The following is a 26,442-nucleotide window of genomic DNA, read 5'->3' on the forward strand; positions in this document are numbered from 1 at the left end:
CCTATAACAATGCTGCCGGAGAGTCCTGAAACCGGCGGTAAAACCATGCTCGAAGTTCTCAGCACGCGCGAACTTGCTCCGGTTGATCGGCTCGATTACTGGAACGAGCTGATCGCCTCGACCTACACCGGCATGGTCGTCGACGCCCCGCGCGACCGCTTCGACGCGCGACTGACCGTGTGGCAGATGGGAACGCTGCGCATGGTTCGCCCCTATTCGCGCGCTGCCGTAATCTCGCGCCATGCCGAAAGGCATACCCGGCCCACCGATCAGACGCTCGTCGCGCACCTACTGACGCGCGGCGTAGCCCGGCTCGAACAGCGTGGCCGCACCGTCGATCTGACGGAAGGCGACATGGTACTGTGCGCAGCCGAGGAGTTCTATCGCTTCGACACCAGTACGACGCACGAGATGATGGTGGTGGAGTTCGATCGCCGCACGCTGGCCGAGCGCATGCCCAATATCGACGATTTCGTCGCAAAGCGCATTTCCGGCCAACTGCCTTCAACCCGGCTTGCCCATCGCTACATGTCCTCGCTGTGGCAGGAAGCGCCCGAGACTCTGCCCGATGCGCATTGGCAGATGCACGCGGGCATCCTTGGCGACATCATTGCCTCGTGCATCAAGGGCAGCGGCGAGGTGATGGAAGCGCCGAGTCACTTCCTCCTGACGCGCGCCGAAGCCATGATCCTTGAACGGATCGGTGATCCAGACCTCACCCCGTCGGCTTTGGCTACGAGCCTTGGCGTTCCTCTGCGCACGCTACAGGCCGCTGCTGCCAGTACCGGAACAACGCCAAGCGCCTTGATCATGCGCCGCCGCCTGCATCGCGCGGCAAAGAGGCTGGTGAGCGAGCCCGGTGCGAGCGTGACCACGATTGCCATGGAATGCGGCTTTGCCGATTCCGCACACTTCGCCCGCCGGTTCCAGCAGCACTTCGGCACAACGCCCAGCCACTATCGCCGGATGAACTGACAGGTCCTTGCGCATCCGTCCGGTTTCCTGCGCGCGCAGACAAGCAGCTTTGAAACCGACAGCTAGACCGATCCCATAAACATGGGAGGTTCTGCATGAAGGCTCGATTCACTTCGGCTAGCGTCTTTGCGCTGGCTGCATCCATTCTCGCGGTTCCGACGTTCGCCCAGGAAACCGCGCAGGCCGATGATGCTGGCGGCATCGAGGAGATCGTCGTCACCGCGCAGAAGCGCGTCGAGAACGTGCAGGACGTGCCGATCGCGATTTCCGCATTCGGCGGCACTGCGCTGAAGGAGCGCGCCGTTGCCGACATTTCCGCGTTGAGCGGCATCGCGCCCAACGTCAACCTTGATGGCGGCACGCCGTTCTCGGGATCGTCAGCCGTGCTTTCCGCAACGATCCGCGGCATCGGTTCGGATGACTTTGCGTTCAACATCGATCCGGGCGTCGGCATCTACCTCGACGGCGTATTCCTGGCCCGTACCGTCGGCGCCAACCAGGACCTGCCAGATGTAGAGCGCATCGAGGTGCTGAAGGGACCGCAGGGCACGCTGTTCGGGCGCAACACCATCGGCGGTGCGATCTCGATCGTCACGCACAATCCCGGCAAGGAGTTCCGCCTGACCGGTGACCTTACCACCGGCAGCTTCGACCTGCTGCGCGCCCGCGCCACGCTGGACCTGCCACTGACGGACAGCCTTGCCGCCTCGCTGACGGGCGCGGTCAACAGCCGCAGCGGCTTCCAGAAGCGTATCCCATACAACGGTAGCGCGGCGGAAATGCGCGCTATTGCCAATTCCGATCCTTTCACCTCGTTCAACAACGCGGACTACTCGACGTCATCGCGCCAGAGCGCGGACAACAACTTGAGCCTGCGCGGCAAGCTGCGGTGGGACGATGGCGGTGCCTTCCGCGCAACGCTTTCGGGTGATTACACCAATCAGGATTCCTCGGGGCAGAACAACTCGCTGCTCGGCGTGTCCTTCCCGCCGGGACCGTTTGCCCCGACCAACCCCCTGCCCGGAACCGGCATCAACCCGATCGATCCGGCCGGCGGCTTCCTCTTCGCCGGGCTCTACAACTTCTGCATCGGCTCGACTCAGGCGGAGATCGCCGCACGCGGTGCCAGCGCGATCTGTGGCGCGCGTGGCACCAGCGTCAACCCCGGTCGCCTCCTGGGTTCGCTGGCAGGCGTCAACACCGACGCCGACCCCACGAACAATCGCCTGCCATGGGATGGGCGCTTCATCACCGGCGATCCTGACAAGACCTATGCCACCGGTCCGACGCTCAACAAGCTGCGTGCCTGGGGCTTTGCCGGGAGTCTGGAATATGACCTTGCCGAAGGCCTGATGGTCCGCTCGATCACCAGCTACCGCAAGACCGACTGGAAGGCGGGATCGGACCTCGACGGTTCGCCGCTTTCCATGCTTGAGCTGACCTTCAGCCAGAACCAGCAGCAGTTCAGCCAGGAAGTGCAATTGCTCGGGTCCAACCTTCTCGACGGCAAGCTGAATTTCGTGGCCGGCGCCTATTACTTCAAGGAAGACGGTGACCTGCACGATTACGTGACCTTCGACGAAGGCTTGCTGCAGGTGGATGGCCCCAACAGCTTCGACACCAAGAACTACGCCTTCTTCGGCCAGGTCGATTTCCGCGTTAACGACTGGATCGGGATCACGCTGGGCGGGCGATACACCAAGGAGACGAAGCTGTTCGAAGGCGGGCAGCAGGATCTGAACGGTGGCAACTACAAGTTGTTCGGCTGCGCGAACGCTGCGGGCACGATCTTCCCGTTCGGCGATTTCCCGCTGGCGCCGCCGCAGGCTGCGGGCGGCCCGCCCTGCTTTGCCGCGCTGTCCTATCCCGATCCCACCAACCCGGTACGGGTCTACGTGCCAGGGGTGAACCGCAAGACCTTCTCGAACTTCGCGCCGAAGATCGGCGTGCAGCTGCACCCCAATGACGACGTGATGGTCTATGGCAGCTATTCCGAAGGCTACAAGACCGGCGGTTGGACCACGCGACTGACCAACCCGCAAGGTAACGTGGCGCCCGATTTCGACGAGGAAATTGCCGAGACCTTCGAAGTTGGCGTGAAGTCCACCTGGCTCGACCGTCGCCTGCAAGTAAACGTCGCGGCCTTCTCGACCAATTACAAGAACGTCCAGTTGAACCAGCAGGTCGGCACTTCGCCCACCATCGACAATGCCGGCACAGCGCGGATCAAGGGCGTGGAACTCGAAGCCATCGTCGCTCCGGTCAAGGGCCTGACGATCAACGCGTCGGTCGGCTATCTCGATGCCTATTTTACAGCGCTTTCGGCCAGCGTCCTGCGCCCCGACGTGGCAGGCCCGATCCCCGGCTTGCGCGAAGGTGCCGTGGTTGGCGGACAGCTGCCAAAGACCGCGAAGTGGTCCACCAATCTGGCGCCGCGCTATGAACTCGGCCTTGGCAACGGTGGCTCGATGGTGTTCCTGGCTGACTGGACGCACAAGAGCGCGGTGTGGAACGACGTGGCGCGCTATCTGCCGCTGCGCCGCCAGCCGATCGACATCGTCAACGCCAGCCTCACTTACCGCGAACCGGGCGGCAAGTGGGACCTGACCGTGGGCGCCACGAACCTGACCGATGAGCGCTACCTCGTTTCGGCAGGCGCCAACGACGCGGCCGGGGTTTACTTCGGCAGCTACAACCGGCCCCGCGAATGGTACGCCCGCGTCGGCTTCAAGTTCTGATCGTCCGAAGCCCCGCCACAAAATCCGAACCGTGGACGGGGCTTCGCCTCCATCCCTTTTGCCATTCACAGGAAATCCGACATGACCACCGCCAACGCCGCAGTCCTGCGCACTGCGGGCGCAGCGCCAAGGATCGAGACTGTCACCATTGACGCTCCGCGCGCCGACGAAGTGCTCGTCGAAATGCGCGGCGTCGGCATCTGTCATACAGATATGGTGATGCGCGACGGGCACCTGCCAGTGCCGCTTCCCGTGGTGCTGGGTCACGAGGGTTCGGGCGTCGTCAGGGCGGTGGGCAGCGACGTGTCCGATCTCATGGTGGGCGATCATGTCGTGCTGAGCTTCATGTCCTGCAGCCATTGCCCCAGCTGCGACGAGAAGGCGCCGGCCTATTGCCATTCATGGGTACCGCTGAACTTCTTCGGTGCGCGCGCCGATGGCTCGACCGCGCTGACCGACGCAGGTGGCGCACCGGTGCATAGCCATGTCTTCGGCCAATCATCATTCGCAACGCATGCCGTGGTCAACCGGCGCAATGCGGTGAAGGTGTCCGAGGATCTGCCGATCGAGCTGCTCGGCCCCTTGGGCTGCGGCATCCAGACCGGCGCGGGCGCGGTGCTCAAAGCCTGCCACGTGCGCGCAGGATCCAGCGTCGCGGTGATCGGAGTGGGCGCGGTTGGCCTGTCTGCGGTCATGGCAGCGGGCATCGCCGGCGCAGGAACGATTGCGGCGATAGATGTCAATCCAGCGCGGCTGGACCTCGCCATTGAACTGGGCGCGACCCACGTCTTGCGGAGCGGTGACGACTTCGCGGCGCTGGCGGCGGAAGCGGGCTGTCCGGCAGGGTTCGACTATATCATCGATACCACGGGCATTGCCTCGCTGGTGAACGCTGCGATCCTTGCCCTCGCGCCGCGAGGCGAAATCGCGCTGGTCGGCGCCTATGCCCCCGGCACAGAAGTGCGGGCCGACACCACCCACGTCATGAGCGCGGGCCGCGTGATCCGCGGCGTCGTAGAAGGCAGCGCCGATCCCCAAACCTTCATCCCTGAACTCATCGAATACCACCGCGCAGGTCGCTTCCCGTTCGACCGCCTCGTCGAATGGTTCAGGTTCGACGAAATATCCGAGGCGTTTGCCGCTGCAGAATCGGGACGCGTGGTAAAGCCGATCCTGCGGTTCTAGGTTGCGGCGCTGTTGGGCGCGCCTGATAATCGGTGTCCATCTTGGGGACACCGCATGACAAGCACCGTCGAGATTCTGGCAGAAGCGATCCTTGATCAGCTTTCGCAAGACCGCAATGGTCCCTTCGCGGTCGGCATCTGCGGCGCGCAAGGTTCCGGCAAGACGTGGACCACTCGCCTGCTGGCCGAACGCATGGAGCAAGACGGCCTGCGCACGGTAACGCTGTCGCTCGATGATCTCTATCTGCCCAAGGCAGGCCGGCAGCGACTGGCTGAGATGGTCCATCCGCTCTTTGCGGTGCGGGGCGTTCCGGGCACGCATGACGTTGCAGCAGGCATCCGCATTCTCGATGCGCTTGGCGGAACGGGATCCCTCGCCTTGCCGGCTTTTGACAAGGCGAAGGACGACCAGGTTCCGCACGAGGACTGGCGGATGGTAGACACCCCCGTCGATATCGTCCTGTTCGAAGGCTGGTGCGTCGGAGCGCGGCCGCAGGAAGCCGGCCTGCTCAGCGCTCCCATCAACGCGCTGGAACGGGACGAAGACCCGGATGCGGTCTGGCGGAGCCACGTGAACGCCTGCCTCGCTGGACAGTATCAGGCGTTCTTCTCGAAGTTCGACATGCTGGTGCTGCTGCAGGCCCCCGGCTTCGAGGTCGTGGCCGAGTGGCGTCTGGAGCAGGAGGAGACCCTGCGCCGCGCTCTGGCCAGCGAAGGCCGTGACGTATCAGGCTTGATGGACCGAAAGGCGATCGAACGTTTCGTGATGTACTACGAACGGATCACACGGCACATTCTCGATGAAATGCCGGCTCGGGCCGATCTCGTGATCGAACTCGACGCGCAGCGGCGGCCAGCCTCGGTGAAGGTCAACCGCCAAAGGCGTTGAGGGTGCGCGTCTGCGGAGGGAGAACCGCGCGCGCACCCGTAGCCTCGGAACTCGGAGAGGAGTCTTCCGAGGCCTTCGATCCGGTCGGTAATGCCGAGCGTGCACAAGGCGTGCCAATATGTTGCGGTGTTGATCGCGATCACCGGCTTGTCGAGCTTGAGCTCGTATTCGGCGGCAAGGCTGACCATCGAAAGGTTGGTGCCGACCTGCACGATTGCATCCACGTCGCTACCGTTGAGATGGTCGATCACCTCGCGCAAACGCTGGGGCGTTACCTTGGCGATGTCGGTCCAGCGCTTGCACTGCAGGGCCACGTCCCGCACCACCGAAAAGCCGGATTCCTCAAGGAAACGGCGTACCTCAGCGTTGGCGACGCGGTAATAGGGCGCAACGAAGCTGACGGTCTTGACGTTGCCATAGGCATTCAGCGCCGCCGCCACCGATTCCGATCCGGTCGACGCGCCTACGCCGGCCAGTTCCTCGACCTCGGCCTTGAACTTCTTGCCACCTTCGACCCCGCCGTAGAACGTGATCGCCGACATGCCGAGCACCAGATACTCGGGACGCAGCGTCATCGCCGAGCGCACCGCATCCATCGTGTTTTCGGCAATCGCCGTCGTGCCGGCGATGAAATCCTCATTCGAGAGGGCAACCGGATCTTCCACGAAAATGCGCGAGAAGTGGTTGGTCACGCCGGCGGGGCGCATGCGCTCCATGTCGGGCTGCACGGTCGTATTGGTGGAAGGGGCAATCACGCCGAGACAGGCGCGGTAACCCTGGACGTCAACCATTGGATATGTCTCCGGAAAAAGCCGCGCCGCAGTCCCACCACCGCGACGCTGCTTCGCATCATACGATCGCTGTCAAAGCCGCTGACCGCCATTGCGGTCGGCCGTGCGATTGCCTTGGGCAAAATTCGCTCGCTCGACCAGTCCATTGCCGATTTCATTCCGTCGGCCAAGGGGACGCCGAAAGCGAAGATCACCATTCGATACCTGCTCGACATGCGTTCAGGCATGCTCGACCAAGGCTTCAGCACTGACCCTGCGCATCCCTACAACTCCGCCCTGCTCGACACCGATTTTGGCCAGCGGATCATCGAGAGCTATCCGATGCCGTATGAACCGGGCACGCGCTACTCCTATGCCAATGCGCCAAGCGATCTGATCGCGATGGTGATCGAAGGCGCGACCGGGCAGCGCTATGGCGATTTCCTCAGCCGCGAAGTGCTACGCCCCCTGGGCGCGCAAGGCGGAAGGATATGGGTCGGCAAACCGGGCGGTCTCGCTCATTCGGGCTGCTGCACCTATCTGCCGGCCGAGACCTACCTGCGCATGGCCGTGCTGCTGCTGGATGAAGGCAAGTGGCAGAACAAGCGTCTTCTGCCCCAGGGTTATGTTGCCGACATGCGCAAGGGCACGGCCCAGAATCCCAACTTCGGCCTCGGCATCTGGATCGGTGAACCCTACCACCAGCGTCGTGGCTTTGGCGCTCCGGGGACATTGGGGCCACAGGTGCTTCATTCCGAACCCTATCTTGATCCTGAGCTGTACCTGTTCGATGGCAACTCGAACCAGATCGTGGCGATCAGCCCGAAGTATCGACTGATCACCCTGCGAGTGGGGCCGACGCCTCCTGCACCCAAGGACGGCAGCGCGGAATGGGACAATGCGTTTCTGCCCAACACGCTCATCCGCGGGCTGACCCGCCGCTAGGCGGCGCGCTGGACTGGCGCACAACGATCTCGTGATCGAGAATGACGTCGCGCCCCTCGGCGGCCCTCTCCCCGCCTGACGCAATCTTCTGTACCAGCAGGCCCAGCGCCTCCTTGGCGAGGCGATGGACGGGCTGATGCACGGTGGTGAGCGGCGGCCACAGCATGACAGCGGCGGTGGTATCGTCGAAGCCAACGACGGTGAGTTCATCCGGCACGTGCAATTGGCGGCGGTGCGCCACAGAAACCACAGCGGCGGCCATCTCGTCGTTGCTGGCGAAGACGGCGGTGGGTGGGTTGTCGCTGCCTAGCAACTGTTCGCCGGCCACAAGACCGGATTCGTAGCGGTAGTCGCCTGCGACCACCATCGTTTCCACGCCGTCGACCTCGCGCACCGCGTCGTGAAATCCGGCCATGCGCTCGGCGCTGGCTGACTGGTCGGGGTTGCCAAGGACGAAGCCGATGCGGCGATGGCCAAGGCCGATCAGCAGGCGGGTGATTTCACAGGCGGCCTTGCGGTCGTCAATGCGAACGCGGATCACGCCGGTCGTCCCATAGGCGCCCACAGCAGCGATGGGCAGCCCCGCCTCACCGAGGATGCGCAGGACGCGGGGCGATTCGCCCAACGGAGGCGTGACCAGAACGCCAAGCACGCCTGACCGGACGAGTTCGCGCAGCGCGTCCTCGGATGGAGGTTGCCCGCCCTCGCCCTTGACGAGGATCAGCCGGGCACCTCGCGCCGACGCTTCTTCATAAACGCCCGTGAGGAAATCGCTCATGAATGTTGCGCTGGGGTTGGAATAGACCACGCCGATGCGCAGCTCCGTCGACCGGACGAGGCTGCGGGCGGCGACGTTGGGAACATAGGCGAGTTCGGCGATCGCCTTCTCCACCGCCTCGCGCGTTTCGGGCTTTACCCGCCCCTGCCCGTTGATGACGCGCGACACGGTCATCGCCGAGACACCGGCGCGCGCGGCAACATCGATGACCGTAGCGCCACGCTGCTGGCGCTCGCCTTCACCGCTCTTGTCCCGGCCCCGCCCCTTGCCCTGCTTCATATTAAATCAGACATATCCTTGATCGAACTTGGTTTTACGTTAACATAAGCCCGCGCTTGCGGCACCCGGCAAATGTCTCGCTCAAGCAAGGTCTTTCCCACGATATCGCAGGAAGCGGAAGTCTGCATGCGCGCCGTCTCCGGACAGATCCTGCGCAGCAACGCCGACGAACGTGCCGGTGAAGTTGGGCAAGCCGGGCAGCGATACTTCGTCCGACAGCACGCTGGCATTCAGTACATGCGGCCACTCGATCCACCCGTCATCTCCGCAACGCCAGCTGAAGCGCAGATCAGGTCCCACAACCTCGACCCGCAGCTCGATCGGACCATCGGGCAGCTCTTCGGCGACGACATAGGCAGCCGTCTCCTCGTTTGGCACTGCGGAAAGCACCTGCAACTGGCGACGTTCCCCTTCGACAGTCACGTTGAGGTAGTGAAACTTCGTGCTGTTGTAATAGCAGATGAGTCCGGCGGACTGCTGGAAATCCTGTGGATCAAAGTCGAGGATCGTGCTGGCTTCGAATGCAAAATGCTCCTGCCGGCGCGCGACGAGCGCCTGCTCGAAGAAGCTGCCTACCGTCTCTCGACCATAGAGCCGCAGCCAGCCCGGTCGCGCCGAAAGGCTGAACAGGCGCTCAGGCCGGGGAGTCCGGAGCCATTGCAGAGGCAGCGGCAGGCACCCTGCCTCAAAGGTGCCATCCCAGTCTGCATCGGCGATCTCGGGGGCGGCCTGCAACGGCGGGAGCGGCGGCGCCGGGTCGGGCGCGCCGTCGCCCGCGACGGTCCGCAGCCAGCCATCGTCACCCCAAACCATCGGCTGGATCGCGGTTTCACGCCCGAGAACGCAGCGTTCATGACCTGGCAAGGGTCGACCGCAGAGATAGGCGATCCAGGTGCTGCCATCTGGCAGATCGACAAGATCGCCATGACCGGCACGCGTCAGATTACCCTCCCGGCGCCCGGCCGAGGTCAGCACGGCACCATCGGGATGGACTTCGTAAGGCCCGAACAGATCGCGCGACCGGGCCATGACCACAGCATGGTCCCAGCCCGTACCGCCCTCAGCCACGAGGATGTAATACCAGCCATTGCGCTTGTAGATGTGCGGGGCCTCTGTAAAGCCGCGCTCGGTTCCCCCAAAGACAAGACGGCGCTTGCCAACAAGGCGCATCGTCTGGCGATCGAGCTCCTGCACCATGATGCCGCCGAACCGGCTGCGGCCGGGGCGATGGTCCCACAGCAGGTTCACCAGCCACGTCCGCCCGTCGTCATCGTGAAACAGTGAGGGATCAAACCCGCTGCTGTTGAGGTGAACCGGATCGGACCACTCGCCATCGATCTCTTTCGCGGTGACGAGATAGTTGTGAAAGTCTCGCAGGGACGCGCCGGTGGCACCGCTGACGGTGGTCTGTCCATAGCGCTTCACATCGGTGAACATCAGCCAGAACCGGCCATGCGCATGAGTGAGGTCGGGCGCCCAAACGCCGCAGGAATCGGGATCGCCGCGCATGTCGAGCTGGCTGGGCCGGTGCAACGGGCGTGCCGCGGTTCTCCAATGAACAAGATCGCGGCTGTGGTGGATCTGCACCCCCGGATACCATTCGAAGGTCGACGTCGCGATGTAGAAGTCGTCGCCTACCCTGGCGATCGAAGGATCGGGGTTGAAGCCACGGAGAACAGGATTGGCGAAATGGGTCATGCGGGCTTTCGCACCAGGGTCCAGAGGAGGGCCGCGCCGAAAAGGTCGAGCAAGCCCAGAACAATGAAAAAGGGTTCATAGCCGACGCGGTCGACCAGCCCGCCAAGCAGGAGCGAGAAGATCAGGACGCCGAGATTGGCGGCAAGGCCCGCCAGGCTGGCGGCGGTGGCCACTTCGTTGCGGCGGAACAGGTCGGACGCCATGGTGATGACAGTGACCGACAGCGTCTGGTGGGCAAATCCGCCAAGGCAGAGCAGCGCAATGGCAACGTAAGGGCTGCTGACCATGCCGACGAAGGCCATGCCGGTCATCATCACTGCGCCCAGCGTGAAAGCGAAACGCCGCGCATCGACAAGGTCGACGCCGCGCCGGTTGAGCGCTGACGCCACCGCCGGGCCGAACAGGCAGCCAAGGTCGGCGGCAAGGAATGGCAGCCAGGCAAAGATGGCGATCTGCGTCAGGTCGAAACGGTGAACCCGCGCAAGGTAAAGCGGCATCCAGAATGACAGCATGCCCCAGACAGGATCCGCCAGCAGCCGCGGCAGGGCGATGCCCCAGAGGTTGCGGCGGCGCAGGATCTGCGGGATCGAGGGGCGTCGCTCGGTGGCGGCGAGATGTGCTTCCTGCCCGCTGGCGATCAGTTCCCGCTCGTTCTCTGCGATGTGACGGTGCCGGTCGGGACTCTGATACCAGAACAGCCAGAGCATGACCCACAGCAGCCCGAGGCCGCCGGCCACCACGAAAGCCGCACGCCAGGAGTAAGCCAGCACGGCCCACGCCACCAGCGGCGGGGCGAAGACGGCGCCGAACGATGCACCGATGTTGTAGATGCCACCGGCCGTGCCCCGTTCACGCGCCGGGAACCAGGTGGCGACGAGTTTCTGCCCTGCCGGCTGCGCCGATCCTTCGGCAAGGCCCAGCAGCCCGCGCAAGGCTGCAAAGCTAAGCCAGCCGGAGGCGAAGACATGGGCCATGGTGATGAGCGACCACGCCGCTGCGCAGATCGCGAAGCCGACGCGCAGGCCGACGCTGTCGAGGAAGTATCCGGCCAACGGCTGAAGCATGATGCCAAGCTGGAAGGCACCGGTGACCCAGCCATATTGTTCGCTGGTTATGCCCTGCTCTTCCAGCACGACCGGCGCAGCGACGCCAAGGACCGAGCGCGCCAGATAGTTCAGAACCATCGCGCCGACGAAAAGCGCAATGATCGTCCACCGGATTCGGGTCATCCTCAAGCCTGGCAACCAAGTATCTCCCAAAGCACGATTTTTCGGCCGACGGCGCCGAACGATCATGTGCAGGCATTTCTGCTACTGCGGAGGCAATGCCAATTTGTCAGACTATTGACAAGAGAGGATTCGCGACCTAGAGAAAAATGCGTTAACGTTACCACTAATCGGGGAATTCCGTTTAGTAAAGCCCCGGAACATCAAGGATCGGGGAGGAAAAGCCTAACCACCGACTCGCAGCGCAGACGCTTCCAGGAGCGTCGACGCAGTGACCGGCAGTTACCGGCGGAAACCCTCCCGATCATACTTGTCAGTGAAAAACGCCGCACGATCCGATGCGGAGCACACGAAATTCTATGTGGAGGAGTGGGATGTTGTTGAACTTGCTGGATTGTCGTCGCCTGCTGCTGCAAGGCGCATCGCTTGGGGTCGTGGCGATTGCCGCGCTTGCACCGATCGCGGCCAGCGCCCAGGACGCGGCTGCGCCTTCTGTCGCCGCCGAAGATGCGGATCAAGCTGACGACAGGCCCAGCGCGGCAGAGATCATCGTGACCGGGTCGCGCATCAACACCAGCGGCTTCACCGCGCCGACGCCGACGACGGTGATCGGGAGCGAGCAGATCGCCGCAAACGCCCAGCCCAACATCTTCACCACTATCTCGCAGCTTCCCTCGCTGCAGGGGTCGAGCGGCACGCAGGTCAACACCTTCAGCACCTCAAGCGGCGCGCAGGGACTGAGTTCCTTCTCGCTTCGCGGAGTCGGCACGATCAGGACGCTTACCCTGCTCGACGGCCAGCGCGTCGTCGGCGCCAACGTGACGGGCGTGCCCGACATCAGCCTGTTCCCGCAGCTCCTCACGCAGCGTGTCGACGTGGTGAATGGCGGTGCCTCGGCATCCTATGGTTCGGACGCGGTTGGCGGCGTGGTCAACTTCGTCACCGACACCCGTTTCAAGGGCATCAAGGGCAATATCCAAGGCGGCATCACCAACTACGGCGATGATGAGCAGGCCGTGGCCCAGCTCGCGTTCGGCACCGCCTTTGCGGACGACCGCCTGCGCGTGATCGGCAACGTCGAATACTCGCATGAAGGTGGCGTCGGCGGCGGCGAATGGGGCATCGGCCTTGCCAACGGGCGCGACTGGTTCAAGCAGACCACGCTGATCAACCGCGGCGTGCTCAACGACGGTTCGCCGCAGTTCCTCGTGCGCGACTTCGCGCAATCGACCACCTTCACCAAGTACGGCCTGATCACGGCTGGTCCGCTGCAGGGCATTGCGTTCGACGCCGCGGGCAATCCGTTCCAGTTCCAGTACGGTTCTAATGGCGTTCCTGCCAAGGATGCGGCTGGAAACATCAGCGGCTGCTTCCCCGGCTTCTGCCTTGGAGGTGACCTGACCGGCAACGTCGATGCGGGCCGCTCGCTCAAGTCTCGGATAGATCGCTACAACGGCTATGGTCGCGTCGGTTTCGAGTTCACGCCGGGCAGCGAAGTCTACGCCACGTTCAACTATGGCCGGGTGAAAACGCAGAACCAGCCGGTCAATGGCCAGAACCGCCCGGGCCTGACGATCCAGTGCTCCAATCCGTTCCTGCCGGGTAGCATCGCCGCTGCCTGCGCCAACGCCGGAATCACCAGCTTCCGCTTCGGCACCAGCAATGCCTCGCTTGGCAACACGCAGGTCCATACCGATCGCGAGCAAGTGCGCGCGGTGATCGGCGCCAAGGGTGCAGCCGAGATCGGTGGCACCGAGTGGACTTACGACACCTACTACGAGCACGGCGTCAATCGCACGCGCATCGACGTCGACAACATCCTGCTCAGCAACCGCTTCAACAACGCGATCGACGCGGTACTCGAAAACGGCGTGATCGTATGCCGCAATCCGGTCGCGCGGGCCAATGGCTGCGTGCCGCTGAACATCTTCGGCGACAAGGCTTCGGAAGCTGCCCGGAACTACATAATGCCCGAAGCCGGGCCCTACCAGCGCACGCGCCAGACGCAGGACGTGGCCAGCATCAACTTCTCGGGCTCGCCGGTCGAACTGTGGGCCGGCCCGCTTTCCGTTGCCTTCGGCGGTGAATGGCGGCGCGAGCATTACCGCGTGACCGCCGACCCTTACGGCGCGGGCTTTGCCAACACGCCGGCGGGGGGCGACTACCCGGCCGACCCGCTGCTCATCCAGGGCGGCAACAACTGGTATGCAGGCAATTACAAGAACGGCAACGGCACCTACACAGTCAAGGAAGCCTATCTCGAAGTCGACGTGCCGATCCTCAATTCGGACAGCACCGGCAAGCTAAACATCAACGCCGCTGGCCGCGTGACCGATTACAGCACCTCGGGCACGGTCTGGGCGTGGAAGGTCGGCGGCACCTGGGACCTGCCCGTCGACGGGCTGCGCGTTCGTGGTGTGATGTCGCGCGATGTGCGCGCGCCGAACCTTTCGGAACTGTTCGCGGCGCCCGTCACCACGACGCTGCCCAATTTCTTCGATCCGTTCACCAATTCGAACGTGCTGGCGATCCAGAACACCATCGGCAACACCGCGCTGACGCCGGAGTTTGCCCGCAACAACACGGCCGGAATCGCGCTCGCCAACCCTTCTTGGCTGCCTGGCCTCAACGTCTCGTTCGACTGGTACCAGATCAAGATCAAGGACGTGATCTCGAGCCTCGGCGCCAACGATATCGTCCAGCTCTGCTTCCAGAAGGTGCTGCTCTCCACCTGCAGCGCCTTCAACCTGAGCAATACGAACGGTCCCAACTTCATCAACGTGCAGGCGTTCAACCTCGCCTCGATCAACACCAGCGGGTTTGACATCGAAGCTTCGTACCGCTGGCAGCAGCCGCTGGGCCTGCCCGGCAGCTTCACCTTCCGCGGCCTTGCCACGCACGTGATCAAGTTCATCACCGACACCGGCCTTCCGGGCACGCTTCCGGTCGATACAGCAGGCAACAACAACGGTGCGACGCCGGACTGGAAGTTCCTGCTGATCCAGAGCTACGAGAATGACAAGTTCTCGCTTCTGGTGCAGGAGCGCTGGTTCAGCGATGGCGTGATCGGCAACCAGTACGTGGTCTGCTCGGCGGGCACCTGCCCGGCTTCTACCTCGCAGCGCCCGACGATCGACCAGAACTTCCTGCCAGGAGCCTTCTACCTCGACATCGGCGGCAGCGTGAACATCACCAAGGAAATCGTCGCCTACGCAAAGGTCGACAACGTGTTCGACAATGCCCCGGCGAAGACCAACATCTTCTCCAACCCCGCGCTCTATGACGGGCTCGGCCGGATCTATCGCGCGGGCGTCCGTTTCCGCTTCTGATCGAACTTCCCTCGCGCGGTCGACCTACCCACCACACGTCGCCGCGCAGACCGGGCCATGCCGTTCCACACCCTCCCGGAAAGACATGGCCCGGCCCCCTTTCTGTCAGGCGTCAGGCAAGCGATAACGGCTGAAGATCAACAGGGCGATCACCTGCAAGGTGGCAGGGATTGCACTGTAAAGCAGGATGATGCCGGTAAGCGCGCTTTCGCTCTGCGCGGCGGCACCACCAGTGGACGAGACGAAACCGAACGCGCTCATCACGATCCCGGCGATGACCGGGCCCAGCGCAAATGCCAGCTTCTCCGTGGCGGAAAACAGCCCGGCAAAGACGCCTTCGTTTGCCACCCCTTGCATGCGGCGCTGAAGGTCGACCGTATCGGTCATCATCGACAGGGCAAGCAGGATGAACCCGCCGTTGAACGCGCCAATGATCACCGCACGCAGCAGGATCAGCAGGTGCTGGGTGTTGACCGGCTGCCCGCCCGGTAGCGTGGCAACATCGCCCCCGCCCTTGCCGACCCAAAGCCAGGTGATCGTCACCGCTGCCCAGATTGCAGCGGCAAGAACATAGGCGCGCGGTTTGCCAATGCGCCTTGGCAGCCACAACCACAGCGGCTGCGAAGCAAGGCTGGTGGCAGACATGCACAGGATGAAGATCGGAATCAGCCAGATCGCCTGAACCACATAGAGAAACACGAACCCGAAAGAGCGCGATGAAACCCAGCGTCGTGCCCACCGCTCCGGCGATCAGAAACGGCGTACGGCCGATTGCCGTCTTCATCCGGTCCGACCAGGCTCCGACAAGCGGATCGCACACGATCTGCCACAGCTTGGGCAGCAGCACGACAAGGCCGGCAAGCCACGCCGGCACGCCCAGCATGGTCGTCATGAACAGCGGCAGCAGCACCGCTGGTGTATCGCGGAACACCTGCGCGCCCAACTGGCCCACGCCGTAGCGCAGGACGACGCCGGTCGGCACCTCGTCGGGCATGGTGGATTTTGCGGCGAGGCTGGCGTTCATGGCTGGGATCCGGGTGTTCTGGGGAGAGGGTGAGGCGTCAGACGCAGGCGCAGACCGTCTTCCATTCGAGGTAGTTGTCCATCGCCTGCCGCCCGCTGTCGCGGCCCCAGCCCGATTGCTTCACCCCGCCAATGGCGAGCGAGGCGTCGTACATGGCATGGCAATTGATCCAGACCGTGCCGGCGCGGATGTCGGCAGACATGCGGTGCGCGGTAGAGAGGCTCTCGGTCCAGACGCTGGCAGCCAAGCCATGGTCGCTGGCATTGGCGGCGGCGATCACCTCTTCCTCATCATCGAACGACTGGACGACGAGGACCGGTCCGAACACTTCCTCGCGCACGATTTCCATGTCGGGCTTCACGTCAACCACCACGGTCGGGGTAATGAAGGTGCCGGCATCGCCGGTACGCTCGCCACCGGTCAGCATCGTCGCGCCTTCGCCCTTCGCGCGCTGGAGGAAGCCCTCGACGCGCTCGGCATGGCGGGCCGAGACGACCGGCCCCATCTGCGTGTCCTGCAGCAGGCCATGGCCGATCTTCAGCCCCTTGGCATAGGCCGCGACGCCTTCGACAACCTGATCGTGGACCGAGCGGTGCACGTAGAGCCGCGAACCGGCGATACACACCTGCCCGCCGTTGAAGAAGATCGCATTGGCCACGCCCGGCACGGTGATGGCCATGTCGGCATCGGGGAAAACGATCGAAGGCGACTTGCCACCAAGCTCCAGCGTGACGCGCTTGAAGTTGGTCTTGGCCGCATCGAGCACGGCACGGCCCGTCGCGGTCGATCCGGTAAAGGCGATCTTGTCGACATGGGGATGCGCAGCCAGCGTTGCGCCGGTCTGTCCGCCAAGGCCGGTGACGACGTTGAGCACACCGGCGGGCACGCCAGCCTCGACCATCAGTTCGCCAAGACGGATTGCGGTGAGCGAGGTGTCCTCGGCGGGCTTCAGCACCACGGTGCAACCAGCTGCCAGCGCTGGAGCTGCCAGGCCCTACCTGACCGTCGACCAACTCCGCCGGATCTATGCCGACAAGAACAGCCGCTTCTTCACGGTGGGTGGACTGAAGATCCACTACAAGGACGAAGGTCCGCGCAAGGGGCCGGCGCTCCTGCTGGTCCATGGCTCGGAAAGCTCGGTCCGCACATGGGACGTGATCGCCAAGCGGCTCAAGGCGCGTTATCGCATCATTCGCCTCGACCTGCCGGGCTACGGCCTCTCCGATGCCCCCCCCGACGAGTCTCTCAAGACTCTCGTCCCCACCGACGTTCCCATTGCCCTGCTCGATCATCTGCAGGTTCGGAAGGTGACGTTTGCCGGCGTTTCCAGCGGCGGCACGATGGGCATGTACATGGCCGCCCGCCGGCCGGACATGATCGAACGCCTGATTCTTTCGAACACGCCTTCCGATCCGGTGGATACCAGCCATCTGAAGCTCAGCCAGGACCTGAAATCCGCGATGGACCAGGCGCAGCAAACCGGCTTTCGCGATCAGGATTTCTGGACGAACTTCCTGACCTTTTTCGCAGGCGATCCAGCCCGCATTTCCGCGCAGACCCAGAAGGAGTATTACGACTTCTACCGGCGCGTGCCCGAAAAGAACCTCATCGGGCTGATTGCCCGCATCGGCGATGGCAAGCCGGCCACCATCGAGATGGCCAAGGTGCGCAAGCCTGTCCTGCTGCTGTGGGGAACGGCCGATCCGTTGCTGCCGGAATCTGCGCTGAACGCCATTGGACGTTACCTATCCAATGCGCAGATCTCGCGCGTTTCGATGCCGCAACTTCGAAGGACGGCAGGGGCCGGGTGGTCGAACGCACCTCGTCAGTCCGGCCATGGCTGCAGCCGCCGCCGTGACCGGCCACCTCGTCGATGCAAGGAGCCTTGCCTGATGCCCGCCCAGCCGTTCACCACCGTATCGGGCCGCGCCGCCGCCATGCGCGAGGACAATTTCGATACCGATATCATCTTCCCCGCGCGTTTCCTGCTGATCACGGCGAAGGCGGGCCTCGGGGAATACGCCTTCCATGATCGCCGCTTTGCCAGCGATGGCAGCAAGGTCGAAGGTTACGTCCTAAACGATCCGCCCTTTGCCGATGCCCCGGTGATCATTGCCGGTGCCAACTTCGGCTCGGGCTCAAGCCGCGAACAGGCGGTCTGGGCGCTCCTCGGCCTTGGTGTCCGGACCGTCATCTCTTCCAGCTTCGGCGAGATTTTCCAGTCCAACTGCATGCGCAACGGCATCGTTCCAATCGTCCTACCCGAAGGACAGGTTGCCGCGCTGATGGATCTGGCAGAAGCAGGCGCAAACTTTTCCGTGGATCTTGAGAGTCAGCAGCTGAGCGCAGAAGGCCTTGCGCCCATCTCGTTCTCGATCCCGCCTGAACGCCGTCTTGCCCTTTTGAACGGGTGGGACGAAACCGATCAGATCGTGAATCAGTACAGTGGCGAGATCGAGGCGTTCGAGGTCCGTCAGCGCCAGAGCCAGCCGTGGCTCTACACCAGGGAGTTTGCCGCGTGAGCACCGAAGAAGACCTGCTGGCCAACTACAAGAAGGCCTATGACAACCGGGTTGGTTTCGGGACAAGGCCGGCACTGCTGCTGATCGATTTCTGCCAGGCCTACTTTGAAAAGGGCAATGCCCTCTATGCCGAGGTGGATGAGGCGCTGGCATCCGCGCTGCGCATCCGCTCTGTCGCGCATGCCGCCGGCATTCCGGTGATCCTGACCAATGTCGTCTACCACCCCAGCGGGTTCGACGGCGGCCGCTTCTTCGAAAAGGCCATACCCTTGCGCAATTTCACGCAAGGCAATCCCATGGCGGCCTGGGGCCCGGGCCTCGAACCGCTGGAAACGGAACTCGTCGTCTCCAAGCAGTATCCGAGCGCATTCTTCGGCACCTCCCTCGCCTCGACCCTAACGGCTGCCGGCGTTGACAGCGTGATCCTGACCGGCCTGACGACATCGGGCTGCGTCCGTGCGAGCTGCGTCGACGCGATGAGCCATGGCTTCAAGACCGCGGTTGTTGCGGAGGCGTGCGGCGATCGTCACGCAGGTCCCCATGAAGCGAACCTGTTCGACATGAACGCAAAGTATGCCGACGTGGTCAGACGTTTGCTCTCACAATCGGCCACCGAAACGCTTCTGAAGCATTCCACCACTGCATTCGCGGAGAACGCGCTTCCATCCGACAGACGGACACGCCACAGATTCGCTGCGAGGCAGCGACGCAACTTTGCCATTGTTCGATGGAGTCAGGGCATGGAGTTACAGCTCAGTCCATGATCTCGATCAATATTGGCCTGCCGGATATCGGCGTTTGAAACCCTTTTGACTACGCCGATCGCGATTGCTGCGATGCCGTCTGAGGAAATCGGCCAGCGCGGCATCATCTCGCTGACCGACCTGATCGACGCAACGCCCGGCATCAACGTCACCGGCAACAACTCGGGCCGCAATGACCGCTCGTTCCAGCAGATCTCGCTGCGCGGCTTCACGCCCTCGACCACGGACTCGACGCTGACCGCGACCTTTATCGACGGCGTGCCGGTTTCGTCTGCGTCTGCGCTGAACTCGATCACGGATCCGGCCCGTGTCGAAGTGCTCAAGGGCCCGCAGAACGCCTACTTCGGCCGCAATGCCTTCGCCGGCGCGGTCAACGTGGTCAACAAGACCCCGAAGAGCGATTTTGGCGGCAGCTTGAACGCCTCGGTCTTCAGCCGCGATGGTTATGATATGCAGGGCTCGCTCGAAGGCCCGATCGCGCGCGACATCCTGAGCTTCCGCATTTCCGGGCGCGCGCTCGAGCGCGGCGGTTCCTACCGCAATCGCGCAAACCCCAACGAGCGTCTCGGCGATCAGCGCACCCGCACCGTCACCGGCATGCTGATGTTCACGCCCTCCAGCCAGCTGACGATGAAGGTCTTTGGTCTTTACAGCGAAGACAATGACGGCCCAGCCGCACAGGGCATGCTTTCGGCCTACGAAGTCCGCTCGAACAACGGCGTCGTCAACATCCCGGCGCTGAGCGGAAACACCAACGGCACGATCATCGTCCCCGGCCTGTCCAACTGTACGCTGAACGGCGTCAACCCGTTCATCTGCGGTCAGGCCCCGGCGCTGCCGGCAGCGTTCTCGCCTGCCCAGAACACCTACATCGATGCCAGGACCTCGGCCGTGCTGGCCGATGGCCGTTTCCGCCCCGTCTCGCCCAGCGATGGCGTTCAGGGCTATGGCCTCAAGCGCAAGTACCTCCATGCCGACGCCAACATCGATTACGAACTGGGCGACACGGGCATCACGCTCTCGTCGCTCACCGGCGTCAACGACGAAAAGTGGTCGCAGATGTCCGAGCTCGACAACTATGACAGCTCGTCGCTGATCAACACGGCCGCCACGCCGACCAACGGCCTGCTTCCCTATTACAACTTCCCCTTCGCGATCGAACGCCACAGCAAGGACTTCTCTCAGGAACTGCGCGCTTCCTTTGACAATGGCAGCATGATCTCGGGCATGATCGGCCTCAACTACATGGACACCAAGGTCAAGCGTGACCTGTTCAACGTCTATGGCGAAGCTGTTCTGGGCCTGGCCCGCAGTGCTGGCACGGCTTCTGCCCCGCAGCGGGTGGAAACCAAGGGCATCTTCGGCAGCGTCAACATCAAGCCCACCGACGCGCTCGAGATCAGCCTCGAAGGTCGTTACCAGCGCGACAAGGTGTTCGGTTTCACCGGTGGTCTGGGCGCAACGATCTCGGCGGCCGCTGCTGCTGAAAACGGTGTTCCGGCCGGCACTTATGCCCCGCTGACGCAGTTCTTCGCGAAGAACTACGACAACTTCATGCCGCGCGTGATCGTCAACTACAAGATCACGCCCGAAATCATGGCTTACGCGTCATGGTCGAAGGCGGCGAACGTCAGCATCTCGTCGTTCAACGCCCGTCTGTTCTCGGGCACCGCCGGCGAAATCGCCGCGTCCCAGTCGCTTGGCCTGCGTGGCATTACTGTTCCGGAAAAGCTGACGAACTACGAAATCGGCCTGAAGGGCCGGGCCTTCGACAACAAGTTGATCTTTGCTCTTTCGGCTTACTACGGTGACTGGAAGAACCAGTACAACACGCGCAGCGTCTTCTTCGTGGACAATTCGCTGAATCCGCCGCTGAGCTCAACCATCACCGGCATCGCAAACTCGGGCCGGACCAAGGTCAAGGGAATCGAACTCGATACGACAATCCTTCCCATGGAAGGCGTGTCGCTCGCGTTCTCGGGGGCCTACAACGACACCAACATCCGTTCGTTCAATGACCCGGCGATCACTCGTGTCACGGGCGTTACGGGCGATGGCTTCAAGGGCAACAGCCTGCCGCTGACTTCAAAGTACTCTTTTGCGATCACGCCAGAATTCTCGGGCGACATTCCGGGCCGCGACAATGATACCTGGTTCATCCGCAGCGACGTGAATTACAAGTCGCGCTGGCCGAAAAGGCCGGGTTCGATCGGGCGGACGTGAAGTTCGATACCGCGCCCATGGCGGTGATGGAATTTGCCGCCGCCGCCGAAGGCTACAGCCAGGAAGCCAGCGAGGCCGTGGCCGAGCGTGAATTCACCGCGGGCGAATTTGCCCCCGGCGGCGGCTGGGAAGTGCTGATCGCCCGCAAGCCGCTCGAAAAGCAGATGGCAGCATGACCGGAACCGAAACCATGACCGAACGCCCCCACGTCATCCGTCACGCCCGCGGCAAGCGCCCTGGGTTCTACGAAATCCCCGGCCTCGATCACGTCATGTCGATGATCATGGTGCTGGCCAACGAAGTCTCGGTCCTGCGTGACCGCATGGACAGCGCAGAGCGCGTGGCCAAGGCATCGGGCATTGATCTTGCCGCCGGCATCGAGACGCTCGAACTCGATCAGGCCGCGCTGGAAGAGCGCGAGGAGCGCCGCCAGGATTTCCTGCGCCGCCTGTTCTATCTCCAGCTGAAAGACGCCGACGAAGCCGCCCAGGCCCAGACCGCCGAGGGCTTCAACGCGACGATCGCGGAAATCGCGCTTCAGGATTGAGGGGGTTCGAACCCCATATCGTCCACCAAACCACCCCGGGCTTGACCCGGGGGCCCGCTATTTTCCCAGCCACAGCGCCGGAACCAAAAAGCGGGACCCCGGGTCAAGCCCGGGGTGACGAGGAACTTTGGTTCGCGAAGCCCTCAATTCACCCGGTAGAACCGGATTCGCACCGATGGGACCTTGGCATCCCCCGGCACCAGCGCGCCGATGAAGGTCTGGCGGTTGAGCCAGTCGTACTTGCCATTCGGCGCCTCGAACACGGCGTGTGTCCGAACCGGCACGGGCTTGCCTTGCGCATCGCGGCAGGCAGTCGCGGTGTTGACGATGTTGATCACCACGCCGTCGTCGGTCTTTAGGAAATAGTCGGCCTTCAGCTGCACGCAGCCATCGGGGCGGATCAGTTGCCAGTCCCACCCGCCGGGCATGACCGCGCCACTGATCCCCGGGCCGCTGAACGTGCCGCCGGTAATCGGAATGATGTTGCGCCCACCCAGCGGCGTCGTGCCGGGAGTGACACTCTGGGCGAGAAGGACCTCTTCCTCGAACACGAATTCGAGCGAGGGCTCGGGCATCGGAGGCTTGTCAGCCGCATATGCGGATGCTGCGCCCACAAGGGCCAGAATGGCCCCGGCAAATCCAGATTTCATGCTTTCTCCCGCCAATGCTCCTACTTGCGCAAGAGCATCACCGGCAGGCGGTCTGTCAACATTGCATCGAGCCGCTTGGCCGCAGCTTTCTCGCCCCGCCCGTAAGCGTCGACAAACAACGCCGATATCCGCGCCGCATCTGCCAGCCGATCCAGCTGCTTCGGCCCCGGCAGATCATAGCGGCAGATCGCGCCGCCGAAGTAGTGGTCCACGCCTTCGAGCACGAGGCCATAGCGATTTCCGCCCGGCGCTGCCGCCTCATAAGGCACGAGATGGCCGCGCCAGCCGTCGCCATCGGTGCTGGTGATGCCCGGCACGATGTCCTTGGTGCCAGTCTGGACCACCGCCGGGACCGCAATCTTGCCATAACCTTCGGCCGTACATAGCACCGGGATCGGCGCGGGCGGACTGTACGCCACCACCGCGCGCGCATTGGGATCGCGCATCGGGCCGCTCCAGCCTTCGGGCGGAACTGCCGCCGCGCCGCCCATGGTCAGCGCTACCAGGCCGCCATAGGAATGCCCGGCCGCGATCCAGGGCCGCTTGCCAACGTGGGCAGACAACGCGCGCATGTCCTCCAGCCGGGCCTTCCAGCTGGCAAGGCCGGGATAGTCCTTGGTTTGCGGATGCTCGCTCGAATCGACGTGCAGCGGGGCGAGGATGTGAAATCCCGCCGCCAGCCAGGGCGCGAAGATTGCCTCATAGAACCGGGGCGAGGACGCGGCGCCATGGCTGAACAGCACCAGCGCCTTTGCCTTGCCCCGCGGCTTCCACTCGCTCACCCGGATCTCGCGCCCGCCGGGTCCGGCCAGCGTGAACTGCCGCTCTGCCGCTGGCCTTCTGGCCATCGCGTCCAACCGGGCCGAGGCGACCAGCGCCCCCGCCCCGACCAGAAGACCGCGCCGATCGATCGGGAGTCCGGCCATCAGGGCATCGGCTTCTTGAGATAGGCGATGATCGCTGCGCGCTCGGCAGCGTTGGGCACGCCGCCAAAGGCCATCGACGTGCCGGGGATCACCGCCGAAGGACGCGCCAGCCACTTGTCGAGCGTGGCCGGGTTCCACACGATGGCCGCGCCCTTGGCCTTCATCGCCGCCGAATAGCGGAAGCCGGGCGCCGTGCCCGCCTTGCGGCCGACCACGCCGAACAGGTTCGGGCCGATCTTGTTCGGCGCACCCTTGGCGATTGAATGACAGGCCACGCACTTGAGGAACGCGCGCTTGCCCGCAGCGGCATCCTGCGCCTGTGCAGGGGCGGCAAGAACCAGGGCGGCGGCGAGGGGGGCAACAAACTTCAGCATTGCAGTCTTTTCCATTGTTTGCAGCGCGCGATCAACGCGAACCATGCGCCTTGAGCCAAGCCTTGGCACGCAGCGCGGCATTGGCGGAAATATCGGCCCAGAACAGGCCGACGTCGTGATAATGCATCGAACCGCCCGGCAGCGGCTTGAGGCCCAGCGATGGCGCAGGCCAGACGGTCAGGAGTCCATCGCGGCACTCGGCGGCCACGGCTCCGGCCTTGAGCGGCCCCATCGGCCCGAAGCCCTGATCACCGGCAACTGCGCCTTTCGCATCCGATGAAAGCGACAGCGTACGGCGCGTGTCGAACGTGACGGGGTTCACGCAAAGCGGCTTGCCGCCATCCTTGCCCCCGTTCTGCGCCAAAAAGATGTCGCGGTAGGACTTGAGCATCGGCCCGCTGTCGACGCCGGGAATGCCGCCCACGCCCGGCGCCAGCGTTGCCTGCACGCGCTGCCGCATCGCCTCGTTGGTCTCGCCCGGAGGGGATTGGATCAGGCGGTATTTCAGCACGAACGCCGCCACCCCGCGCGCCGCCAGCCAGCGGGCCACGCGCGTGCCTTCGTGGTGGATTACCAACAGGCGAAAGCCGCCTCCCGGCGCGATAACCACAGCCATGCCATTGGCCTTGGCCGGATCGGGCAGGAACGGCTGCAGCGTCGGCACGGTGACGTTCCACACCTGCTCGCCATTCTCGCGCAGGCCTTCCTGCACCGGCACCTTGGCCAAGCCGGCCATCCCTTCATCGAAGGCACGCCAGCGGGCCACACCGGCATCGGCGCAAGTTCGCCCTCTTGCGCCAAGGCTGGCAGCGAAAGCAGCAGGGCAAGGCCGGCAAGGACGATCCGCAGCATCCACGCTTCTCCGGAAGGTTAGAAAGCGGGGACAGTGGCAATGCGCGCGCCTGGGCAGCAGGCCTGCGTCGCCACTATCCGCCCATCGGTCAGCGGTTTGCAAAGCGCGGCATCGGCGGTCTAGGGTCGGCCAAACCATTCGCCATCCAAGGAGAGCCCCCCATGCACGCCAAAGCCGTCCGCCTTGCCGCCACCGGAGGCCCGGAAGTCATCGCATGGGCGGATATCGACCTGCCTGCACCGGCTGCGGGCGAAGTGCTGGTCGAACATACCGCTGTCGGCCTCAACATGATCGACACCTACCACCGTGGCGGGCTCTATCCGATCCCGATTCCCGGCGGCCTGGGCGTGGAAGCGGCAGGGCGCGTGGTTGCGGTGGGCGATGGCGTTACCGCGTTTTCTGCAGGCGATCGCGTCGCCACCTTCGGGCCGGAACTTGGCGCCTATGCCACGGCGCGCATCTATCCCGAAGGCGCACTGTTCAAGCTGCCCCATGGCATCAGCGATGCGACCGCTGCGGCCGCCATTCTCAAGGGCTTCACCGTCGAATTCCTGGTCGAGCGCTGCGCACAGGTTCAGCCGGGCTGGCCGGTGCTGGTCCATGCCGCAGCGGGCGGCGTCGGTCTGATGCTGGTGCAGTGGCTCAAGCACATCGGCGCCACGGTGATCGGCACCGTCTCCACGCCTGAAAAGGCCGAGATTGCACGCGCTGCCGGGGCGGACCACGTGATCGACTATTCGCGTGAGGACGTCGCCCCGCGTGTACGCGAATTGACTGGCGGCGCCGGAGTGCGCGTCGCCTTCGATGGCGTGGGCAAGGATACCTGGGAAGCCAGCCTCGATTCCACCGCGCGGCGCGGGCTGATCGTCAGCTATGGCAACGCCTCCGGTCCGGTCAGCGGTGTCGCGCTCGGCACATTGTCACAAAAGGGTTCGCTGTTCGTGACCCGCCCGACACTCTACCACTACTACGCCGACCCGGCCGAACGCGCGGCGGGATCGGCGCGGGTGTGGGACATGATCGCCAGCGGCGCGGTTGCCGTGACCATTGGCCAGACCTACCCGCTCGCCGAAGTCGCCCAGGCGCACCGCGATCTCGAGGCGAGGAAAACCACCGGATCGACGGTACTGATGCCTTAGGCGATATCGTTGATCCTCAGCCTCGGCTTCACTTCCGCCGCCGCCTTTTCCGCCTCCTTGCGCCGCTCGAACACGGCCAGCATGTGCTTGCGATCAGCCGCGGTCAGGATCTTCTCGCTTTCCACGAACTGCTCCTGCTCCTCCTCGCGGATATGGTGCAGGTATTCATGCTTGAGCGCGGCAAAGCGCTCCAGCCACTTGGGTGTGCCCATGTCGCGCGCGGCAAGATCGTCGAGCATCTTGTCGATGTCCTTGTGCTCGGCCACGGCATGGCGGGCAAACTCGGTGGTTTCAGAATTGCGCAGCACGGTTGACCACAGCGCCTGCTCCTCGGCAGCGGCGTGGCCCTTCAGTTCGTAGACCAGCTCCTCGAACAGCGCCTTGGCATCCTTGCCCTTGCCGCCGGTCGCCTCGAGCATGGCGAGCAGCGCACGGTGCCGGTCATGGTCCTCGATCAGCCGCCCGAACACGTCGGGCAGGCCACGCAGATCGGTTGCCGGGGTCTGCCCGATCTGCGCCGGGACGTCAGGAGCAATCGCCTTGGCCTTGGCGATAGCCTTCGCCTTGGCCTCGGCAGGCTTCATCTTGGTCACTGTCGCCATCAAACGT

The 26,442-nt window shown here is 63.8% G+C and carries 22 protein-coding genes and 4 pseudogenes; 14 read left to right on the forward strand and 12 right to left on the reverse strand.

The features are described from left to right. Positions 1 to 45 precede the first annotated feature (45 nt). The 4 genes from IM701_RS17445 to IM701_RS17460 all read left to right on the forward strand — a co-directional run bounded on the left by IM701_RS17445 (position 46) and on the right by IM701_RS17460 (position 5,786). The gene (locus IM701_RS17445; RefSeq protein WP_193828576.1) at positions 46 to 975 is read left to right on the forward strand and encodes a helix-turn-helix domain-containing protein; all 930 of its coding nucleotides are present in this window, start codon (positions 46 to 48) and stop codon (positions 973 to 975) included. Positions 976 to 1,070: 95 nt separating this feature from the next. Then, entirely contained in the window at positions 1,071 to 3,713 is a 2,643-nt protein-coding gene (locus IM701_RS17450; protein WP_193828577.1) for a TonB-dependent receptor, read from the forward strand. 81 nt (positions 3,714 to 3,794) lie between these two features. Next, complete coding sequence (locus IM701_RS17455) at positions 3,795 to 4,898, forward strand: NAD(P)-dependent alcohol dehydrogenase (protein WP_193828578.1); 1,104 nt, start codon at positions 3,795 to 3,797, stop codon at positions 4,896 to 4,898. A gap of 54 nt (positions 4,899 to 4,952) precedes the next feature. After that, positions 4,953 to 5,786, forward strand: a complete 834-nt coding sequence (locus tag IM701_RS17460) for a kinase (RefSeq protein WP_193828579.1) — start codon at positions 4,953 to 4,955, stop codon at positions 5,784 to 5,786. Here IM701_RS17460 and IM701_RS17465 read toward each other — a convergent pair. Next, positions 5,669 to 6,577 (reverse strand): arylmalonate decarboxylase, encoded by a 909-nt coding sequence (locus IM701_RS17465; RefSeq protein ID WP_193828580.1) that lies wholly within the window; start codon positions 6,575 to 6,577, stop codon positions 5,669 to 5,671. The genes IM701_RS17460 and IM701_RS17465 overlap by 118 nt on opposite strands. On the opposite strand from IM701_RS17465, the gene IM701_RS17470 reads away from it, so the two are divergent. After that, complete coding sequence (locus tag IM701_RS17470; RefSeq protein WP_193828581.1) at positions 6,467 to 7,501, forward strand: serine hydrolase; 1,035 nt, start codon at positions 6,467 to 6,469, stop codon at positions 7,499 to 7,501. The genes IM701_RS17465 and IM701_RS17470 overlap by 111 nt on opposite strands. Here the strand turns inward: IM701_RS17470 and IM701_RS17475 are convergent. The 3 genes from IM701_RS17475 to IM701_RS17485 form a co-directional block, all read right to left on the reverse strand. Then, entirely contained in the window at positions 7,476 to 8,453 is a 978-nt protein-coding gene (locus IM701_RS17475; RefSeq protein ID WP_230487933.1) for a LacI family DNA-binding transcriptional regulator, read from the reverse strand. The genes IM701_RS17470 and IM701_RS17475 overlap by 26 nt on opposite strands. Positions 8,454 to 8,639: 186 nt before the next feature. Then, a complete protein-coding gene (locus IM701_RS17480) occupies positions 8,640 to 10,256 on the reverse strand; it encodes a glycoside hydrolase family 43 protein (RefSeq protein WP_193828583.1) in 1,617 nt (538 codons plus the stop codon). Continuing rightward, positions 10,253 to 11,485 (reverse strand): MFS transporter, encoded by a 1,233-nt coding sequence (locus tag IM701_RS17485; RefSeq protein ID WP_230487898.1) that lies wholly within the window; start codon positions 11,483 to 11,485, stop codon positions 10,253 to 10,255. The genes IM701_RS17480 and IM701_RS17485 overlap by 4 nt, the downstream gene beginning before the upstream one ends. A gap of 371 nt (positions 11,486 to 11,856) precedes the next feature. Here IM701_RS17485 and IM701_RS17490 point away from each other — a divergent pair, with 371 nt between their 5' ends. Further along, on the forward strand, positions 11,857 to 14,811 hold the full coding sequence (locus IM701_RS17490; RefSeq protein ID WP_062343820.1) for a TonB-dependent siderophore receptor: 2,955 nt from the start codon (positions 11,857 to 11,859) through the stop codon (positions 14,809 to 14,811). 105 nt (positions 14,812 to 14,916) lie between these two features. Here the strand turns inward: IM701_RS17490 and IM701_RS21940 are convergent, their stop codons facing one another. The 3 genes and pseudogenes from IM701_RS21940 to IM701_RS17500 form a co-directional block, all read right to left on the reverse strand. Further along, the gene (locus IM701_RS21940; protein WP_230487899.1) at positions 14,917 to 15,510 is read right to left on the reverse strand and encodes an MFS transporter; all 594 of its coding nucleotides are present in this window, start codon (positions 15,508 to 15,510) and stop codon (positions 14,917 to 14,919) included. Position 15,511: 1 nt separating this feature from the next. Then, positions 15,512 to 15,835 (reverse strand): annotated as a pseudogene (locus IM701_RS21945) (MFS transporter); the annotation flags it as partial. Positions 15,836 to 15,872: 37 nt separating this feature from the next. Beyond that, on the reverse strand, positions 15,873 to 16,793 hold the full coding sequence (locus IM701_RS17500) for an aldehyde dehydrogenase (RefSeq protein WP_230487900.1): 921 nt from the start codon (positions 16,791 to 16,793) through the stop codon (positions 15,873 to 15,875). 97 nt (positions 16,794 to 16,890) lie between these two features. On the opposite strand from IM701_RS17500, the pseudogene IM701_RS21950 reads away from it, so the two are divergent. The 7 genes and pseudogenes from IM701_RS21950 to IM701_RS17535 all read left to right on the forward strand — a co-directional run. Then, a pseudogene (locus IM701_RS21950) lies at positions 16,891 to 17,580 on the forward strand (alpha/beta fold hydrolase); the annotation flags it as partial. A 31-nt stretch (positions 17,581 to 17,611) separates the two neighbouring features. Further along, a pseudogene (locus tag IM701_RS17510) lies at positions 17,612 to 17,728 on the forward strand (aconitase family protein); the annotation flags it as partial. After that, on the forward strand, positions 17,728 to 18,357 hold the full coding sequence (gene leuD, locus IM701_RS17515; protein WP_193828868.1) for a 3-isopropylmalate dehydratase small subunit: 630 nt from the start codon (positions 17,728 to 17,730) through the stop codon (positions 18,355 to 18,357). The pseudogene IM701_RS17510 and the gene leuD, both read left to right, overlap by 1 nt. Continuing rightward, positions 18,354 to 18,944 (forward strand): annotated as a pseudogene (locus tag IM701_RS17520) (isochorismatase family protein); the annotation flags it as partial. The gene leuD and the pseudogene IM701_RS17520, both read left to right, overlap by 4 nt. A 222-nt stretch (positions 18,945 to 19,166) precedes the next feature. Beyond that, positions 19,167 to 21,344 carry a TonB-dependent receptor gene (locus IM701_RS17525; RefSeq protein ID WP_193828587.1) on the forward strand — a complete coding sequence of 726 codons (2,178 nt, stop codon included), beginning with the start codon at positions 19,167 to 19,169 and terminating at the stop codon, positions 21,342 to 21,344. Further along, the gene (locus IM701_RS17530; protein ID WP_039335686.1) at positions 21,341 to 21,520 is read left to right on the forward strand and encodes a hypothetical protein; all 180 of its coding nucleotides are present in this window, start codon (positions 21,341 to 21,343) and stop codon (positions 21,518 to 21,520) included. Before IM701_RS17525 ends, IM701_RS17530 begins: the two co-directional genes overlap by 4 nt. Further along, complete coding sequence (locus IM701_RS17535) at positions 21,517 to 21,891, forward strand: hypothetical protein (RefSeq protein WP_193828588.1); 375 nt, start codon at positions 21,517 to 21,519, stop codon at positions 21,889 to 21,891. The genes IM701_RS17530 and IM701_RS17535 overlap by 4 nt, the downstream gene beginning before the upstream one ends. Positions 21,892 to 22,034: 143 nt before the next feature. On the opposite strand, the gene IM701_RS17540 is transcribed toward IM701_RS17535, so the two are convergent. The 4 genes from IM701_RS17540 to IM701_RS21955 are packed head-to-tail and all read right to left on the reverse strand — an operon-like array spanning position 22,035 to position 24,568. Beyond that, entirely contained in the window at positions 22,035 to 22,541 is a 507-nt protein-coding gene (locus tag IM701_RS17540) for a DUF3237 domain-containing protein (protein WP_193828589.1), read from the reverse strand. A 20-nt stretch (positions 22,542 to 22,561) separates the two neighbouring features. Next, the gene (locus IM701_RS17545) at positions 22,562 to 23,467 is read right to left on the reverse strand and encodes a serine aminopeptidase domain-containing protein (RefSeq protein ID WP_230487901.1); all 906 of its coding nucleotides are present in this window, start codon (positions 23,465 to 23,467) and stop codon (positions 22,562 to 22,564) included. Beyond that, a complete protein-coding gene (locus tag IM701_RS17550; protein WP_193828590.1) occupies positions 23,467 to 23,841 on the reverse strand; it encodes a cytochrome c family protein in 375 nt (124 codons plus the stop codon). The genes IM701_RS17545 and IM701_RS17550 overlap by 1 nt, the downstream gene beginning before the upstream one ends. A gap of 31 nt (positions 23,842 to 23,872) precedes the next feature. Then, positions 23,873 to 24,568, reverse strand: a complete 696-nt coding sequence (locus tag IM701_RS21955; protein WP_370584373.1) for an alpha/beta hydrolase — start codon at positions 24,566 to 24,568, stop codon at positions 23,873 to 23,875. Positions 24,569 to 24,855: 287 nt separating this feature from the next. Here IM701_RS21955 and IM701_RS17560 point away from each other — a divergent pair, with 287 nt between their 5' ends. Beyond that, positions 24,856 to 25,833, forward strand: a complete 978-nt coding sequence (locus IM701_RS17560) for a quinone oxidoreductase (RefSeq protein ID WP_193828591.1) — start codon at positions 24,856 to 24,858, stop codon at positions 25,831 to 25,833. Here the strand turns inward: IM701_RS17560 and IM701_RS17565 are convergent. Next, positions 25,830 to 26,435, reverse strand: a complete 606-nt coding sequence (locus IM701_RS17565; RefSeq protein WP_230487902.1) for a hemerythrin domain-containing protein — start codon at positions 26,433 to 26,435, stop codon at positions 25,830 to 25,832. The genes IM701_RS17560 and IM701_RS17565 overlap by 4 nt on opposite strands. Between the last annotated feature and the right edge of the window lie 7 nt (positions 26,436 to 26,442).

The organism is Novosphingobium sp. ES2-1, from assembly GCF_015169775.1.
GTDB classification, from domain to species: domain Bacteria; phylum Pseudomonadota; class Alphaproteobacteria; order Sphingomonadales; family Sphingomonadaceae; genus Novosphingobium; species Novosphingobium subterraneum.

Coding starts and splice junctions, on each gene's coding strand:
- IM701_RS17445 (WP_193828576.1), top strand. CDS start 46: ATGCTCGAAGTTCTCAGCACGCGCGAACTTGCTCCGGTTGATCGGCTC.
- IM701_RS17450 (WP_193828577.1), top strand. CDS start 1,071: ATGAAGGCTCGATTCACTTCGGCTAGCGTCTTTGCGCTGGCTGCATCC.
- IM701_RS17455 (WP_193828578.1), top strand. CDS start 3,795: ATGACCACCGCCAACGCCGCAGTCCTGCGCACTGCGGGCGCAGCGCCA.
- IM701_RS17460 (WP_193828579.1), top strand. CDS start 4,953: ATGACAAGCACCGTCGAGATTCTGGCAGAAGCGATCCTTGATCAGCTT.
- IM701_RS17465 (WP_193828580.1), bottom strand. CDS start 6,577: ATGGTTGACGTCCAGGGTTACCGCGCCTGTCTCGGCGTGATTGCCCCT.
- IM701_RS17475 (WP_230487933.1), bottom strand. CDS start 8,453: ATGACCGTGTCGCGCGTCATCAACGGGCAGGGGCGGGTAAAGCCCGAA.
- IM701_RS17480 (WP_193828583.1), bottom strand. CDS start 10,256: ATGACCCATTTCGCCAATCCTGTTCTCCGTGGCTTCAACCCCGATCCT.
- IM701_RS17485 (WP_230487898.1), bottom strand. CDS start 11,485: ATGACCCGAATCCGGTGGACGATCATTGCGCTTTTCGTCGGCGCGATG.
- IM701_RS17490 (WP_062343820.1), top strand. CDS start 11,857: ATGTTGTTGAACTTGCTGGATTGTCGTCGCCTGCTGCTGCAAGGCGCA.
- leuD (WP_193828868.1), top strand. CDS start 17,728: ATGCCCGCCCAGCCGTTCACCACCGTATCGGGCCGCGCCGCCGCCATG.
- IM701_RS17535 (WP_193828588.1), top strand. CDS start 21,517: ATGACCGGAACCGAAACCATGACCGAACGCCCCCACGTCATCCGTCAC.
- IM701_RS17540 (WP_193828589.1), bottom strand. CDS start 22,541: ATGAAATCTGGATTTGCCGGGGCCATTCTGGCCCTTGTGGGCGCAGCA.
- IM701_RS17545 (WP_230487901.1), bottom strand. CDS start 23,467: ATGGCCGGACTCCCGATCGATCGGCGCGGTCTTCTGGTCGGGGCGGGG.
- IM701_RS17550 (WP_193828590.1), bottom strand. CDS start 23,841: ATGCTGAAGTTTGTTGCCCCCCTCGCCGCCGCCCTGGTTCTTGCCGCC.
- IM701_RS17560 (WP_193828591.1), top strand. CDS start 24,856: ATGCACGCCAAAGCCGTCCGCCTTGCCGCCACCGGAGGCCCGGAAGTC.
- IM701_RS17565 (WP_230487902.1), bottom strand. CDS start 26,435: ATGGCGACAGTGACCAAGATGAAGCCTGCCGAGGCCAAGGCGAAGGCT.